The sequence below is a fragment of the Catenovulum adriaticum genome (genome assembly GCF_026725475.1).
GTDB classification, from domain to species: domain Bacteria; phylum Pseudomonadota; class Gammaproteobacteria; order Enterobacterales; family Alteromonadaceae; genus Catenovulum; species Catenovulum adriaticum.
The window spans coordinates 2,976,822-2,993,797 of record NZ_CP109965.1; the positions used below are offsets into that span (position 1 = coordinate 2,976,822).

The window sequence follows — 16,976 nt, forward strand, 5'->3', positions numbered from 1 at the left end:
TTTAGATATCCAACAAAGCTTAGCCACTATATAAGCGAAAATATGAGACTAGATCGCTGCGGCTTCACCTTAATAGAACTTGTTGTTGTCATTGTTTTAATTGGCATATTATCTGCCATTGCCTTACCTAAACTCTCTTTGATTGATCGCAGCTCAAATTTAACCGAAGCCAGAGACAGGTTATTATCGGTATTGCGTCATAATCAATTGCAATCAATGCAAAATTCCCAGACCGATGGCTGTTATAAAATTCTGATAAACGCCACCCGCTTTGGTCAGCAAACTCAAAATTGTGACTCACAAATTTTACCAAACACTTTTACACCGGATTATTTAGGCCTAAGCCAGGCTGAAGCCACACAAGCTAAACTGAAATTTAAAGCCAACGGCGCGCCAATCAACCAGTATTTTCAAATTACGTTTAATTCATTAGGTGTGCCTGAAAGCAACTGCCTATCAGGTTGCTCAATTACGCTGACGCTCAACAGTCAATCCCAAACAATTTATATAGAGCCTCAGGGTTATATCCACCTATGAAGTTAAACACAGCTAAGCAACCAACTGGCTTTACATTAATTGAATTAATTATTGGCATTATGCTGATAGCGACTGCGATGTTACTTTTCACCGGTGTTTTACAAAATAGCAGCCGCTTTGCGGCCGACCCTTGGCATCAAGTTAGAGCTAGTGAGTTAGGATCTGCTTTAATGAATGAAATTTTAGCAAAATCTTTTGATGAGAATTCAAACCGTTCTGGCGGTTATATTCGCTGTAGCAGCAATGATACTGCGGCCCCTGATTGCTCATTGCCAAATACACTAAAAGCAGATGCTGCTGAAAATAACCGCAGTGAATTTGATGATATAGATGATTACAACGGCTTAGATGCAAGTGGCGATAATATCGTTAATTTGAATATTGCCAAGAATGCTGAGTTAAGCCAAGCCTATCAAAAATTTAGAGTTAAGGTAGTGGTATTTTACGATGCTAATTTTGATGGCATTGCCGATTCAAACATAAGTCAATTCAAGCTCATTCAAATCAACATAACGGATCCGCTTGGTAATCAAACTCAGTTCGCCAGTTATAAGGGTAACTATTAATGTATTTACCCACCCGACCAAAATCCAGCGGTTTTACCTTGATAGAACTCATCTTAGTGATTGTAATTTTGGCTATTGTGGGTACATTTAGCGCCCGTTTTTTAGGTTGGGGCGCTCAGTATTATGTTGACGTTACCGAGCGCCAGCGCGTGCTGGATGATAGCCGGTTTATTGTAGAGCGTTTAACCCGTGAATTAAGAAACGCCTTGCCTTACAGTTTAAGAGTTAAAACCGATGCGTCTGCGAATTACGCTTGCCTTGAATATGTCCCTATTATTACCAGTGGTCATTATTTAACCATTCCGGTTAACAGCAGTGATAATAAACTCAGCCTCATCAGCCCTTCAACGGGTAATACCTTAGCCAGTGGCCAAAATATTAGTATTTACCCTACCAACCCAGATAAGGTTTATAACGTTTTAAATCAGCAAACTTATCGTATCAATTCAGTGGAAGCCGTTGAAACCGATGATGATAGTCAGCAAATTAATTTTGCTAACAATATTAATTTTGCTTCGGGTTCGCCAGCTAAGCGCTATTATATTTGGCAAACTCCAGTTAGCTATTGCTTAGAAAATAATAAAATATATCGCTATCAAGGTTATTCAGCAGGGGTTAATCAGTACAATCCTACACAATTAAAAGCCTTATCTGGAGTGAGTTATCATTTAATGGCTCAAGACGTCAGTAATCAATTAACTACAGAGCCACCGTTCAGGCTGGATTCTAGCGGTTTAATTCGACACGCCCAAGTTGCACTTTATTTGAAATTTTCGCGCTTTACAGACAATACTGAAGATATGTTTTTTTATCATCTCGTGCAGGTGCCCAATGCGCCATAAACCCGCTATTTTATCATTTAAATCAAAGCAATCCGGTAGCATGCTGGTCACCGGGCTATTTATTATTGTATTTATGGCGGTGCTACTGGCTGGGATTTTACGGACTATTAATGTAGGCGGTATAAATACAGCCTACGAAGTGGTAGGTACACGTGCATTATTAGCAGCGCAAACTGGATTAGAAGTTGGACTAAGCCGCCTATACCCACTCAATTCACAAAATTCAGCGACTTGTACCGCTGTTAAAGCCAGCCCAAACCCAATATCTTTACCTAATATAAATGCATTTAAAAGCTGTTCAGTTACGTTAAATTGTGAAACCAGGGTTGACGTAAACAATAATAAAGATTTATTTGTCATTACTGCAAAAAGCAAATGCAATCATTCAGAGTTAAGCACATCCCGAAAACTCGAAATTGAGGCCATTGAGCTATGAACCTCCTTAAATTACTCTCGTTTTTAACTGGCATTATATCGCTTGGTTTAGTTTCATTTATATCTGTTGCAGCCCCTTTTTGCAGCCAAGTGTTTAGTGGAGCTGTAGCCAGTCATGATGAAACTGGTCATTTAACTATGACTAATTCAATATCACGCATTCTTAACGACCCGAATTATGACCAACTCCCTTTTAATTCAATTACGTTACCCAATAACGAAAGCGAATATAAAAATACGTGCGGTGCAAATCAAGTATGTGGAATTAGTGGCAATTCAAACCCTACAATCGAGCTGCCAACTTTTCAATCTCAATCTCGCGGAGGCAATGTAACCATAAACAACAATAGCAGTTCTAAAATCCTTTCAAATCAAAATTATAAAGAAGTTACCATAGATGGAACTGCTGCCACCGTTCAATCAGCTAATAGTATATATAAAATGAAATCTCTTGTGGTAAGAAACAGTAATAGTAAATTGAAACTGCCAGCGGGAGATTACTATATTGAAACCCTTACTTTAGATGGAGGGGCTATTGAATTTGACAGCAGTAGAGGAGAAGGGAACGTACGATTGCACGTGAAAAACTATATCCTTGTCCGAAACTCCAACTCAGGTATAAACATAAACGGCTCACCGAACAATGTTGTTATCTATGTTCATGCCAAAAAAAACAGTGAAAGTTATGGGGTTAAACTTCTCGCTGGCGCTCAAGTATCCGCTTTTCTTTATGTTGGAAATAACTCTAATGGAAATGTAAAAATAGAAAATAGTATTTCAAAATTTACAGGTAGAATGGCTGTTCGTAACTTGGAAATAATAGATGCCACTGTCGAATATGCAGGTAACCCTAACCAAGTTGATTTTGGTGATGCCTGTGAAAGTAGTCCTCCTCCAGTTTCCACTTGTCCGGCTATAGGTTCAAATACAATGAAAGCAAGTATAAATGAGTTTCACATTGAAAATAAAAACAGCTGGATTGAGCTTTATATTAAAGATACGCCTACCAGTATCAACTTAAAAAACTGGAAAATAAAAGCCCATGGCGCAAAAAAAGGTAGCCAATTTGAGTTTACATTATTTACCAGCAATAAATATTTCAATCAGGGTGACTTTTTAATTTTTGCTGAAAATACTAATAATTCTGATTTTGACGAAGTGGCATCCACTTTTTTATTTGATAAAAACGAAATTGATTGGCACAACAACTTTCAAGAAATATTGCTGCTAGATGCTCAAGGTCAACTGGTTCATTATTTAAAATATCAACAAGGCAACGGCAATGAAAACGAATGGGAAGATTGCTTAACAGATGCGCCCAACGCCTCCACCCAAATAGAGCCCCCCGGCAATAAAGCCACGGCCTGCGCTATTGAAGATGGTTCAGCAGATGCCAGTGAATGGAATTCAGACTGTGAAAGCACACCGGGTCAAAGTAACTCTGGCGAAACAATCGACCATTATGAAATTATTCACCCAGCTACAGCGCTGTCTTGTAAAGGGGCTGATGTAACGGTAAAAGCCTGCCTTGATTCGGCCTGCAGTCAGCTCGCAACAGAGCCGAGCAGTGCCACTTTAAATAAGTCTATCTCTAATAATTTAACTGCAATTGATGCCAATGCGTTTACGGGCAGTAAAGCCATTAACTTTACCCAAGCAGGCGAGTTAACCGCCAGTTTAAGTTTATCGGCGTTATCTCCCAGCGCACCAGTTCAATGCAAACTAGCATCCGGAAGTTTAAGCAATTGCCAAATTAATTTTAGTGATTCCGCTTTATTTGTAAGCAGTGCTAGTGCCACCAGCTGCAGCTCAGCCAGGTTAACTGTGCAGGCACTAAAATCAGATCAAAGTTTAAACTGCGCTCCCGCATGGCGAGGTAGAAAAAACGTCAACCTGAGCTTTAACTATGCTAACCCAGCTTCAAACCCTCATAATACGCAAGTCAGCATTAATAATTTAGTATTAAGTGCGGGTATTGAAAAAACTAAAATTCTGACCTTTGATAGTACATCCACCGCCAAATTGAGTATTGATTATGCAGATGCCGGACAAATCAGCATAACCGCATCGGATCCAGATAACATATTACAAACTAGCAGTGGCCAATTAACCTTAGTGCCCACGAAATTGGTATTATCCGGCAGTAATACCAATGCACAACAAGCTGCAACTGACTTTAGCTATAAATTGTCTGCTCAATGTAGCGATGGTCAAATTACACCTAATTATCAGCCTGATAACTTACAGCTAAAATTTAGCAGAAATGTACCAAATGGCGCGACTTACCAAGGCGTTGAAGCCAATTTAAACTACGCAAATAATGCTCAAACCTCGTCGGCGCAAACATCTGCTGCGGTATTTTCTACAGCCAATAATCTTATCTTTAATAATGGCGAGTTTGTCTTTAATCAGGCTCAAATCAATGAAGCCGGACAATATCAACTGGCATTTCAGGATACAAATTACCTTAACTCAGGGATCACAATTTCATCTAACCCTATTGAATTAGGGTTATTTATCCCAGCCAAATTAAGCATTTATCAAGCCTCAGATGTTCTGCCAAACGGATTTACCGATACCCGAGTTCAGGGGGCATTTAACGAAACCATAGGCACATTTAGTTATTTAGGACAAAACTTTGGTTACGCTTTAAACCAGACGCCCACTGTAATGGTGCTGGCAGAAAACGCTAAAGGTGAAACTTTATATAATTATTCGCCTGCCCTTAATAGCGCTAACCTGGCCTTTGCCCCTGCAAATATGTCAGCAACCAGCGCCAGTGGCAAACTCTTAACAGCAAGCTTTAACAATGGTTTGCTAAGCGATAATAACGATGGTAGTTACAGCTATCAATTTTCATCCGATGACAGTTTTAGTTACACCAAAACTGCTGCTAATGCCGAGCAAGTCCCGTTTGAAAGTGATATTAGCTTAAGATTTAACAGTGACTTTTTTGTTGATCAGGACTATAACCAAATAAGCAACTCACAAGCCAAAGACATACAGCCCGTGGCTGCAACAATTTATGCGGGCCGTTTAACTACAAGCAATAATTTTGGCCCGGAAACAGATACACTTAACTTGCCTGTTTATATTGAGTATTACACTGCTGCTGGCTGGATGGTTGCAAATAATGACAACCAAACACAAATGGATTCCAGTGTTTTTACCTTTGGTGGCAGCGGCCATAATCTGGGTGATAACTGGCAAAACAGTTACAGCTTAAATACAAATAAAACCGTTAACTTATTATCACCGGATACATCCTCAAATCAGGTATCCAGCACAAGCGGTCAGTTTTATTTTAATTTTGCTGCACCCGGCGCTAATAATTCAGGGAGCCTATCAAGCCAAATTGATTTAACCTCATTACCCTATCTACAATACGATTGGAATGGCGATAACAATTTAGATACTCAAATTAGTTCAGAGTTAATTTGGGGATTGTACCGTGGCAGCGACAAGGTGATATTTTGGCGGGAAAACTTTAATTAATCCGCTTTGAGCGGCTAATCTTGCCAGCGTTTCTTCATTGTTTTAATCGTTTCAGCTGACACACCATGAATATTAGGCCACTGACCTTCACATACTAAAATTTGTAATTCAGCCTGATATTTTTGGGCTAATTTTTTATAATCAGCCATTTCCCAATGGCGTACAAATGTATTAGCGACCACGACATCTTCACCTTGTGATAAATAAAACTCAGTTTGTTGCCGGCACCAAAGGTGAGCTTTCTTTAATAGCTGGGGATCATAATGATATTCGCCTTGCCTATTAATAAAATACTGGTCAGCTTCAAGGTGAATTGCATCCAATGTTTGAGCTAAGGTCGATTTTCCGGAACCGGGTAAACCACGAATCAAAATTAATTTTTGCAAAACGTGCTCTCTTAAAATGTGTTCCCTTAGGATTCAGTTAGATAACTATAATCAAACAGCTCCTAAAATTAAACAACTTCAACCCAGTTTAATATAAATCTCTATGGTAACGCTCAGAAACGAGCAAGTCGTTCTTGCCATCTTCACCTAAAATTTTAGCTAGGGCCTGATCAACAGATTTGCCCATACCTTCAAGACTACCGCACACATAAACATCGGCACCTTTATCAATAAATTGGCAAACCTCGTCAGCATGCTTAATCAGCACATCATGCACATAAATTGGCGTTGCTTTCGAACAAGGTAATTTAGCGCGAGAAAACACACGATCAACCCGAGTTAATACACCTTGTTGCTGCCACCACTCTAATTCAGCTTGCATAGTGCAATCAAATTCTGGATCACGGTCGCCATAAATTAACCATACGGGTCCTGCGTCATCAAAATAATAACGCTGTTCAATATGCCCAATTAACCCAGCTAAACCACTGCCAGCACCAATTAATAACAAAGGTGCCTGTTCAGACTTTAACTGACAAGCAGGATTTGCCCGCACTTTAACTTTTATTTGATCGCCTATTTGGCAGCTTTGCGTTAAAAATCCTGAAGCCAAACCAAACTGGCCGTCGTCTTTAGTTAACAAACGAACAATGAGCTTAATTTCATTATTTTCAACAAAGCGACTATCCGCGCTGGCAATTGAATAGCTGCGAGGTGAAGGCAGCTCATTATCTGCTACAGGGTGTGAGGGAATAACTTCTAATATATCACCGGCTTGCCAAACTAAATTTGCTGCTGATAAACGCAACAAATATAAACCTGAAAATGGGCTGCCCGGGTTAAGTTGTGTTGATTCCAGCAACTCAACATCAATAAAATCAGCAATAAAGTTTTTATCTTGGGTTTGCACTTGGCTGGCATCAATGCAAATTAATGGCTGCAGCGCATTTGCTCCACATTTATTGAGCTCGGTAAAAACTTGTTTTCCAAAAGCACAAAACTCAGGATAATGACTGTCGCCAAATGCCGTTACGCTATATTTTAAAGACTGTAAGGAATTGCCTGATATCTTAGAAAATAAACGTAAAAAAGAGCGACCATTATCAGGTGGCTCACCATCACCGTACGTGCTAACAAAGAAATCAACCTGAGAAGCGCTTTGCAGCTTATCTAGCGTTAAATGATTCAGCGGAACTAAAGCTGCATCAGTTAAAGATTCAAAAAAAGCTTGCGCTTTTAAGCGCGCTTGGCCAGTTTGACTAGCATAAGCCACTATATGGGTTGCATTAGCATCTTGCTTACTTTGCTTAAGTCGTTTAAGCCACCAAATAATGGCAACCCAAGTGCACCAGCCAACCCCTAACAATATAGCTAAAACCAAGCGCATATTTTCAGACATATTTACAACGGTAAAACTTCAAATACGCCTGAGTAACCACCACGACGACTTGTCGCTGGCGCTTTGGCTTTGTCATCTTGATAAGATACTTCAATAAAGTACATACCTGCTTTTGGCCAAGTGACAGTAAATTTACCTTTTTCATCCGTTTTCACGTTAATGGTTTCGGGATCATTTCTGTAACGCATAGCGCCGCGATTCACCTCAACTTCAGCATCTACTGCCGGGCTGCCATCAATTAACATAATAAATTCCGCAGTTTCGGTTGCATATAAATCGTTAGGATGAGTTACAGGTACTAGTTCTAAACCTTGATTAGTTGGCTTTAATGTTTCTTTGCTTAGCTCACCTAAAGTAACAAAAGTTTCAACCCGACGAGAGCTAAAAGAGACATTAAGATCTTTTGCATTTTTAGGTACCGCAGTTTCAAAAGTTTCACCTTTAGTTCCGCCCCTTCTTGGTGGCCACATTTTACGATTACCCTCATCGTCGCGCCACATTGCTCGAATACCAGCTGACGCCGACGAAATACGATAAGTACCACTTTGGGTTAATTTAAGGTCAAAAGTTGAACGGTATTTACCTGTCGCGGCGTTTTCCAGCTCTAGTTTTTTGCCATCTGGCCCTGTCGCTTCAATGCTCTTAGTAGGATAAGCAACATGCTCAGGTAAAAATAACGTATTTGAAACTGCCGCATCAAAGGTGACGTAATTCTCTTCACCTGATAACACGCTTTCACTTGGTTTAATCCAAGCTCTGTGCGCGTTTGCTTGCGAAGTAACGAGTATTAATGCTAAAGGCAATACTGCCGTTTTTATCAATTTAATCGGTAACATATAATATTAATTCCTTAATGTGATTGAATAATGCTTTTTAATCTGCTCAGCCTATAAAGAAGCTGCGTTTATTGCTTTGCACTTAAACGAATCAAACCTAACTCAGAGCGACCTTCCACAGACAAAGGTAATTTTGTTGTATCCAAAGGCAAAGTAAGCGGAATATTCACCAATTCTCTTCCGCCAACTTCACGTACAGCTTCAATCCGAATTTTGTATTTACCAGCCGGCATTTTAGCTAAAAGATCCGTTAAATCAGTCGACACTGTATGCATGCCAGGGCCTTTGCTTGCACCCGTAACACCATCAATGGGTAACGATAAATTACGACCAGCACGACGCCACCACTGGCGTAAATCGGCTAGCCATTCTTCACCTTTGGCATTTTTCATTTCAACGTCATACCAAACTGCGATTTGTGTCACTTGCCGTTTGCTATCTTCCAGCCATATCGCAACATAAGGTTTGTGGTATTCTGCAACCTGCAAACTCGGAAGAGCGACTTCTAATTTAAGGTTAGGTTGTGCATTAGCCGTGCTTGTCGCGATAACACACAACACCGCACTTAAAAATTTTATTAATTTATTCATTCAGATTTAAAACTCCAATATCAGTGTACAAACAACAATAAAAGTATGGCCGGAGCGATTACGCCTAATAAAGTAATCGGCCAAGTCATCCATCTTTGTCCTGCTTGGCGACATAACAACAGCAGTCCAGTGACACAAAAGATCACACAAACAATGGCAAAAAAGTCAATAAACCAGCCCCAAGCTATGCCTGTGTCTCGGCCTTTGTGTAAATCATTAAAATAAGCAATCCAGCCACGATCAGTGCTTTCATAGGTTAGTAAACTAGAATAAAAGTCTACAGCCAGCCAAGTGTCGGAGCCTGGCCCTGCATGCACAATATATAATTCATCTTGGCTCCATTGCGCCTGTGCATGAGCCGATAATTGCACACTATGTACTTGGGCTAACCATAATGTTAAAGCTTTGGGTACTGAGCTATCTTCTTCATCAATTGCTTTTTCTGCACGCTTTTTTAAAGACGTAACCAAAGTTGAAGGTAACTCAACTTCTATTACTTTTACATCCGGTGTAATTTTAATATCTGCAGCGTGATTAAGCGTGATCCCTGTAACCGAAAACAACAACATGCCAACCAACGCAAAAGCTGCACTAACCCAATGCCATTGTCTAACCGAACCTAAACTAAACTGCATTTTTTCACCTATATTTATAAGCGGTAGCTTAACTTAGAAACTAACTGATACACTAGCCCAAAAGTTACGTGATTTATCTTTTACATTATAATCATCATAAAAGGTAACTTCACTTACAACGCCTCGTCCTGTCAGGTACTCATAGGTACCGTCATTATTTGAATCATCATAAGTGGTTGTGTAAGAGGTGAAGTCTCTATCCAACAAGTTGTTAACACGTAAGCTTACCATCACATTGTCATTTAATGTCCAACGTGCACCTAAATTAAATAAAGAGTAACTTTTGTAGAAGAGCTCTCGCTTACTATGGGTATCATAACTACGATATCGATCCGATCTAAACTCACCTTGCAAATAAATATACAAGTTATCAGTGGCAGACCAATTTAAGTTCACGTTAGACATATGCTCTGCGGTATTCGTTAAAGGTAAACCTTCTTCACTGCCGCTTTTTTGCTCACTATCGGTCCAAGTATAATTGGCATAAACAGACCAACCTGGTAAAAATTGATAACGACCTGCTAACTCAACCCCTTGTAGTGCGACTTCATCAATATTAATTTTTTGGCTATAGCTTTCGTAACCAAGCTGATCATACTCACCTAAATTAACACAAGGTCGTTCACCATTAGTTTGTTCACAACTTTTAATGGTATCGCCGCTGGCAATTTTATCTTCAAACTTGGTATTAAAGTAAGTGATATTGAAGTTGTTATCGTTACGGTTCCAATAAAGTGCGATTTCTGAATTAACACTGGTTTCAGGCTGTAACTCAGGGTTACCGGCAAATGGGCTAGTACCTTGACCACGAAACCCGGTCACACCATCATATAAATCTGTGGTTTTAGGCGTTTTATAACCTGTACTTACCCCACCTTTTAATGTCCATTCATTGGCTAGCTCATAAACACCATAAAGGCGAGGTGAAGTTTGGCTACCAAATACATCGTGGTTATCGTAACGAATACCGGCTGTTAAAGTGAATTTATTGGTCATCATCCAGTTATCTTCAGCAAAAACTGAATACATTTTTTGCTCTTGAACTGCGCCTGGTTTGCCGCTTTCTAAACCAAATACGCCATCTTGCAATTCACCATCAATTAACTGACCACCCAACACAAAAGCGTGATCGCCAGCAAAGTTATTAACTGGAATATCAAATCTAAGGTCATAAGTGTATTGACTGCTATCCAGCGGACGAGCCGGACGAGGTAAAAATGTCGCTTCAGCTAAATCTTTACGCGTTTGTTCATCCATATCTACATATTCGCCAGTCCCGTCATACATTGCTTGCAGTTGTAAACGTTCAGCCACACTTAATGGTAAGGTACGCCCATTATTCTGCGTGTCTACATACGCAACAGATGCTGATATTGCGCCAAAATCAAATTCGCCGTCGTACGCTAATGACCACCATTCACGGTCAAATTCCTGATCTGCAGCATAACCCGCACGAGGATTTACTTGACCTTTGCTCTCTTGCCATAAGCTTTCAATACTATCTTTTGTGCCTAACGGATAAATAATTTCGCCTGTGTCTACGTTAAATTGCGGCGTATTATCATACTCTTGATGCGAATTGTCGTAGTCGAACATCAACTCCTGACCTTTCGCTAAAGTATAATTTAAACTAAAACCGTAATGCTCACTGGTACTGTCGACTGTACGGCCACCGCTACCAAAACCAAGCGAACGAACATGCACTTCACCATTTGGATCAACCGCTGGTGAAAATTGAGGAGAAGAAGCTTGTTGCTCATAAATACTGCCGCGTACGCCTAAACTTAAAACGTTTTTTATAAGTGGCCCTTGTACCGAAAAATCAGTCGTTACATCGTCACCAAAATCATCATTTTGCTGAAAACTACGACCAAAAGTCATAGAGCCACTCCAATCATCAGTGTGCTTTTTAGTAATAACATTAATAACACCACCTAAAGCATCGGCACCATATAAAGTAGAAGCAGGGCCACGAATCACTTCAACACGCTCAATAGTATCAACTGGCGGTAGATGATTAAATGTGTTGCCACCAAAGTTATTTGGGTAAATATCACCATGGTTATTTTGTCGTTTGCCATCAATCAATAATAAAGTGTACTCGCCGGTCAAACCACGCATGCTAACACTACCTTGTCCGGTTTTATCGCGTGTAGAACCAATATCGATACCTTCTTGATGTTTAACCGCATCTAATAAATTAGTAAAAGAGCCTAGTTTAATATCTTCGCTTGTAATAATAGAGATACTCGCAGGTGCCTGAGTTAATTTTTGTTCGAACCCTGTAGCTGTAACTACAATGGTTTCCATTTTTTTATCATCAGTTTTAGCTTCATCTGCAGCATAAGCCGCATTTAACATAACACCTTGCATAGCAACAACAAGTGCAGAAAGTTTAAGTGTAGCGTTCATCTCGCCCTCAAAAAGTTATAACAATAATTTTTATTAGATATTAGGGTTTGTTGATCTTTTGGGTGCTGGTACTTAGCGTGAGTCGAATGCAGTAGCTGTGCTTGATATTGCCGAGAACAACTATGCTATCAATCTCGCGTCGCGATCAAAAAACGTCTAGTTAGAACAAAATTTGTGCTCCAAACGCCAACAGACCCTAATAGGTATCTATTTAATGCCAACATTATACAGTCATGATAACCACAAACGCAATACAAATGATAAGAATTCTCAATAACAATTAATAGTAGCAATAATCATAACCGGATGCCTAAATTAACCCCATCTCGGGTTAAGGTGTACTCTCACTAATTGAATGGTTTAACCTTGCATTTTCACCGCCACTTTCTAATTTAGTTAGCGGTAATTGTGCTTCAGGGAGGATAATTTTAAAGCGACGGTTAGTGGGTCATTTTTACACCGGTGATGATAGTTTGAAACATATTCATTAAACCGAGTTGAGATTAAATTAAAATCATATTTTTTCGGGTTCGAATATGAAGCAACGCAAAACGAGGATACTCCTTTTAAAGCTTAATGCCAGTTTACCATACAAGACTAGATAGCGTGTCTGAACCAAATAAGAGTGTAAATGCAAAAAATCGCTAACTTGTTATTCAGAATTAAAGTTAGCTTAATATAAATGGCAGATTAAAAAATGGCTTCAAACCATAGTTTATAATGAAGGCTTTGCAGAAAAATGATAATTTATATTTGGATTTTAAACGAGATTAAAGCGGTAAAGAATGATCTCAATCGATCTATTTATTGGGCCTAAGCTGGATTTAACTTAGACCCAATTATATTTATTTTAACCCTTTTCCTCTTAGTTGAATCAATAATTCCATTTGTTGTTGACCCAATAACATTTTGTTATAAACAGGCATTAAGTCTTCAAGTTGAACTGATTCAAGTGCAGCTATGGCTTTTTGTTTGCTGTTAAAGTCCATTTTGTCATCTACAAAATCATTAAAATATGGCGTTGCCTCTTCCACTAAATTATTCGGTTTTTGTTTGTATTCGGCCAATAAACTTTGTTTTATTTGTTCAAATTCTTCAACGCTTAATTTAGCTAAAATCGCTTTGTAATCTTCTCTAAATTGATCAAAGCGTATTTTAAGTTCATCCGCACTCGCATTGTTGCTTTGCACTAACATTAAAAAGGTGGGCTGATCCGTAAGCGAAAAACTCATACTAGAAACTTGGTAGCCTAGTTGCTCTTCAGTGCGTAACTGCCTAAAAAATTCACTGCGAAATTGTGCGTTAATCAATTTTAAAATTTGATTCACTTTAACTGATTTTTCAGGATAAATGTACGCATTCATCACCGCTTGATCGCTATGTTCCACTTTTTGCTGATACGCTAATTTTTCACCTGCTACTACATCAATCAGGGCTCGACGATACCGCGGTATTACTTGCCGCTCAGCCGCTAAATGAGTTTGAATATTGGTGACCACCTGCTTAACTGTTTGCTGAGTATAAGCACCATAAGCAAAAACCAAAATATGATTTCGTTTTAATAAATCTTGTTGATACTGCTTAATCATATCAAGCGAAACGTAACGACTGGCTTGTAATAATTGTTCGTCTGTCAAGGTTTGATACATAAGCTGAATTAATAAACGATTCGCTTGCTGAGCTGGTGTTTGCTTAGCCTTATTACGTAAGCTTTCTTGATATTGTAAAAGTGTTTGCTTAAATAAAGCTTGGCTTGGCTCAAACTCAGCTAATTGCTGCATCATGCGCTGGGCTAATAGGCTTTGGTTACCGCTTTTACCTCGCATCCGTATCCGTAAACTCCCGCCTGAATATGGTAACACGTCAACATAAGTACCTGCTCGTCCTGCTTTATCAATTAACGCGATAACATGCTGTTCAAACATGTTTTTAAACACGCTGGCGGCAACTTTGTATTGACCATCTCTATCACCAATATCGGTATTAATAATCAGCTCTAACCAGCCTTTGTTAGTTTGGTAATCTGGGCTGTGAGTTAAATAAGCCTCTATGCCATTTTCTTTTACGATAGCTGTCGGCTCAGTTAAGACAACAGGCACATTGACATCTAATTCGGGATTAAATAAGTCGTTAATCTCGGGCAAATTTAGTGGAATATCAGCCGCTAGCTTTTTCCACAATTGTTGCTCAGATTCAGCAATTGGTTTTTGCGCATATTGTCCTAAATAATAAGGAATATCGGTATCAACTTTAACTGATGGATAAATATGCCACAAACGCATATTTTCAACCGTTAGTTGATCCATTAATTCACCAATGGCTTGTGCATCAAAATCGGCAAAAGTGGCACTGGCATCTAATAAATGAGCGGGCGGAATGTCAAATAGCATTCGGGTAAAGTAGCTTGCGGTATGCACTAACTGACTTTTACTACGAGTATTAAAAGCATCCACGGATAACGCTTTTAACTCTTCGTAATATTTTGCTTGTACGCCTTGCTCACGCAATAATTTAAGGTATGAAATAGTAGCCGCGATAATGTGATTTTGCTGCTCAATACCTTTATCTGTTAATTGCACTCTAAATTGAACAAAACCATCTGAGCCATAAAAGTCTTCATCTAAATTAACTGAACTAGACACTGCCAAACCTTGCTTGCGTAAATACTCACCTAAGGTATTGGGTTCTTCCGAGCTCAATAAGTAACTTAAGTATTCATTCGCTTTTTTACGCCATTGCTGGCTATTATCTGTGACTGGAAACTCAATTAATAACAGCTTTTGTTCTTTTTGTGGTTGATAATAAATATGCTGATTAATTTGTTTGCTTAACAACCCTGATACTTCAACTTGCGGGCGTTTAATTTTTTTATTCTCAATTGAACTGAAGTGCTTTTTAGCTAAGGCTTCTAGTTCTGCTAAGCTTGGCTTACCTGCAATAACTAAATTCATAATATTAGCTGAATAATAGCGCTGATAAAAAGCTTTCATTTCATCTAATAAAGTGGCTTTAGGCGTATCGGTTAACGTCTCTAAATTACCGACACTCATTTGACTTAAAGGGTGTTGCGGGTTGCCTGTTTCACCTCTTACTCGTCGTAAAATCCAACCATCTTCACCACGTCCTTTTGTCCACTCATTATCAACCGCGGTTCTTTCTTTATCGACATAATTAGGATCAAAAGTTGGGTTTTTAAAATAATCGCTGAATCTATCCAACGCTGAATCAAAATATTCCTGATTTACGCTAAAATAATAATTAGTATGATCGCCACTGGTATAAGCATTCGTAAAACCGCCGCGAGACTCTACAAACTTAAAAAAGCCTGAAGGTTCTGGGTATTTTTCGGTGCCTAAAAATAACATATGCTCTAAAAAATGAGCCAAGCCGGGCAAAGATTCAGGATTTTGATTACTACCGACACCTACCGCCAATGAGGCAACGGTTTGTTCACTGTCTGGATCGGAGATCAGCACCACTTTCATACCATTACCTAACGTTAAGTATTGATATGCACGGTTATCGATTTCATTACTTCTAATCTCAACATCTTGCTCATCTGTCGTCGCCATTTGGCTTTTTGGCGAGGAATTAGTTGCGCAGCTGCCCATCATTAATACCGCACTAATTGTAATAAATAAACGAAAGGTCTTAAACAACACAGTTTACTCCTATAAAACGGATTGAAGGCTTGCGCCAAATTTAGCAGGGGATAGTTTAAATCGTTCATTTTAGTCTGCCCGATGCACGTTAGAGTTCAATGCGGCAAGTCGGTTATCAATCGCCATCAGTGATGAAACTTTAGTTAATGTGATTGATTGCGCAGAATGTTGCTTAAAAAATTCATCCAGTGCCGCAATGGTTTCAGGGTGCGGATGACCAATCGCGATAACGGTCTGCTTTTTTTCAGCCAATTTAAGCATTTTATTTAACTGCTTCAAAATATCGCCTTTATTTGCTTGGTTATCCAAAAAAACATGTCGCCGATACGCAGTTACACCATACTCTTTAGCCACCGAAAAGGCTACTGACTGCCCGCTCGTTCGGCTATCAACAAAAAAAAGTTTACGCTGCTTTAAGGCTTGCATTATAACTTGCATTGGCTTTTGCATTTGTGTGAGCTTACTGCCCATATGGTTGTTTACGCCGGTAGCCTGAGGCAACTCACTTAATGCCAAATCAAGCGCTTGTAAAATTTGAGATTTGTTCATTGTAGCGTTGATAGTTCCAGGCTCAAGCACTTGCCCAGCAATAGACTCCATTGGCAAGTGCAGCATAACCTCCTGACCTCGCGCAAAAGCGCGTTCAGCTATTTTTTTGCCATGTGGCGTATGCGGCAATACAGAAAGCGTGATTTCGGCAGGTAAATTTAATAACTTCGCATCGCTAGCTCTATAACCTACGTCATCAATAATAATCGCAATATTCGCATAACTTGCAAAGCTCAACATTAAGCTAAGCAAAATGACAATTTTACGGTTTACACCTGAACAAAAATAATTCAAGTATCGACTAGTTGTGAGTAATATTTTTATTATTATTGCGTTCAAAAAAATGAGTCCTAAATAGCGCGAACCACAAGTTTATCAAACCCCAACCAGATAACAATACTCAAGCTGCTGAACACGCCATTGTTGAACAACATAACAGCTGTAGTCGCAGAATAACTTAGCCACTACAATACCTTTCACAACCAAAATATTTTTTAAGATAGGTGTTCTTTTATATAAGTCACGTTCAGGCAGAAGAATATTGTTCTATTGATTTTAAACAGGGAGCGGATTTTGTTTTTATGATACACGTTCAAATGGCTTTGCTTTATAACAATTATAGCGCTTACAAC

General features: G+C 39.2%; 13 protein-coding genes. 5 read left to right on the plus strand and 8 right to left on the minus strand.

The window, feature by feature from the left end:
* Positions 1–42 precede the first annotated feature (42 nt).
* Genes OLW01_RS13105 through OLW01_RS13125 form a run of 5 tightly spaced genes read left to right on the plus strand, consistent with a single transcriptional unit; the run spans position 43 to position 5,875 of the window.
* On the plus strand, positions 43–537 hold the full coding sequence (locus OLW01_RS13105) for a pilus assembly FimT family protein (RefSeq protein WP_268074363.1): 495 nt from the start codon (positions 43–45) through the stop codon (positions 535–537).
* The gene (locus OLW01_RS13110; protein ID WP_268074364.1) at positions 534–1,103 is read left to right on the plus strand and encodes a type IV pilus modification PilV family protein; all 570 of its coding nucleotides are present in this window, start codon (positions 534–536) and stop codon (positions 1,101–1,103) included. The genes OLW01_RS13105 and OLW01_RS13110 overlap by 4 nt, the downstream gene beginning before the upstream one ends.
* Positions 1,103–1,945, plus strand: a complete 843-nt coding sequence (locus OLW01_RS13115) for a PulJ/GspJ family protein (RefSeq protein ID WP_268074365.1) — start codon at positions 1,103–1,105, stop codon at positions 1,943–1,945. The genes OLW01_RS13110 and OLW01_RS13115 overlap by 1 nt, the downstream gene beginning before the upstream one ends.
* The gene (locus tag OLW01_RS13120) at positions 1,935–2,381 is read left to right on the plus strand and encodes a hypothetical protein (RefSeq protein WP_268074366.1); all 447 of its coding nucleotides are present in this window, start codon (positions 1,935–1,937) and stop codon (positions 2,379–2,381) included. Before OLW01_RS13115 ends, OLW01_RS13120 begins: the two co-directional genes overlap by 11 nt.
* Positions 2,378–5,875, plus strand: a complete 3,498-nt coding sequence (locus OLW01_RS13125) for a DUF6701 domain-containing protein (RefSeq protein ID WP_268074367.1) — start codon at positions 2,378–2,380, stop codon at positions 5,873–5,875. Before OLW01_RS13120 ends, OLW01_RS13125 begins: the two co-directional genes overlap by 4 nt.
* A gap of 14 nt (positions 5,876–5,889) precedes the next feature.
* Here the strand turns inward: OLW01_RS13125 and OLW01_RS13130 are convergent, their stop codons facing one another.
* The 8 genes from OLW01_RS13130 to OLW01_RS13165 form a co-directional block, all read right to left on the minus strand.
* Positions 5,890–6,261: an ATP-binding protein gene (locus OLW01_RS13130; protein ID WP_268074369.1), complete on the minus strand. Its 372-nt coding sequence runs from the start codon at positions 6,259–6,261 to the stop codon at positions 5,890–5,892.
* 88 nt (positions 6,262–6,349) lie between these two features.
* A complete protein-coding gene (locus OLW01_RS13135) occupies positions 6,350–7,660 on the minus strand; it encodes an NADPH cytochrome P450 oxidoreductase family protein (protein WP_268074370.1) in 1,311 nt (436 codons plus the stop codon).
* 2 nt (positions 7,661–7,662) lie between these two features.
* Positions 7,663–8,496 (minus strand): DUF4198 domain-containing protein, encoded by an 834-nt coding sequence (locus OLW01_RS13140; protein ID WP_268074371.1) that lies wholly within the window; start codon positions 8,494–8,496, stop codon positions 7,663–7,665.
* A gap of 68 nt (positions 8,497–8,564) precedes the next feature.
* Complete coding sequence (locus OLW01_RS13145) at positions 8,565–9,086, minus strand: DUF2271 domain-containing protein (RefSeq protein ID WP_268074372.1); 522 nt, start codon at positions 9,084–9,086, stop codon at positions 8,565–8,567.
* 20 nt (positions 9,087–9,106) lie between these two features.
* A complete protein-coding gene (locus tag OLW01_RS13150; RefSeq protein ID WP_268074373.1) occupies positions 9,107–9,721 on the minus strand; it encodes a PepSY-associated TM helix domain-containing protein in 615 nt (204 codons plus the stop codon).
* A 33-nt stretch (positions 9,722–9,754) separates the two neighbouring features.
* Entirely contained in the window at positions 9,755–12,133 is a 2,379-nt protein-coding gene (locus OLW01_RS13155) for a TonB-dependent receptor domain-containing protein (RefSeq protein ID WP_268074374.1), read from the minus strand.
* Between the two features lie 845 nt (positions 12,134–12,978).
* Positions 12,979–15,795: an insulinase family protein gene (locus tag OLW01_RS13160; protein ID WP_268074375.1), complete on the minus strand. Its 2,817-nt coding sequence runs from the start codon at positions 15,793–15,795 to the stop codon at positions 12,979–12,981.
* A gap of 69 nt (positions 15,796–15,864) precedes the next feature.
* Positions 15,865–16,683 (minus strand): divergent polysaccharide deacetylase family protein, encoded by an 819-nt coding sequence (locus OLW01_RS13165; RefSeq protein ID WP_268074376.1) that lies wholly within the window; start codon positions 16,681–16,683, stop codon positions 15,865–15,867.
* Positions 16,684–16,976: the final 293 nt, after the last annotated feature.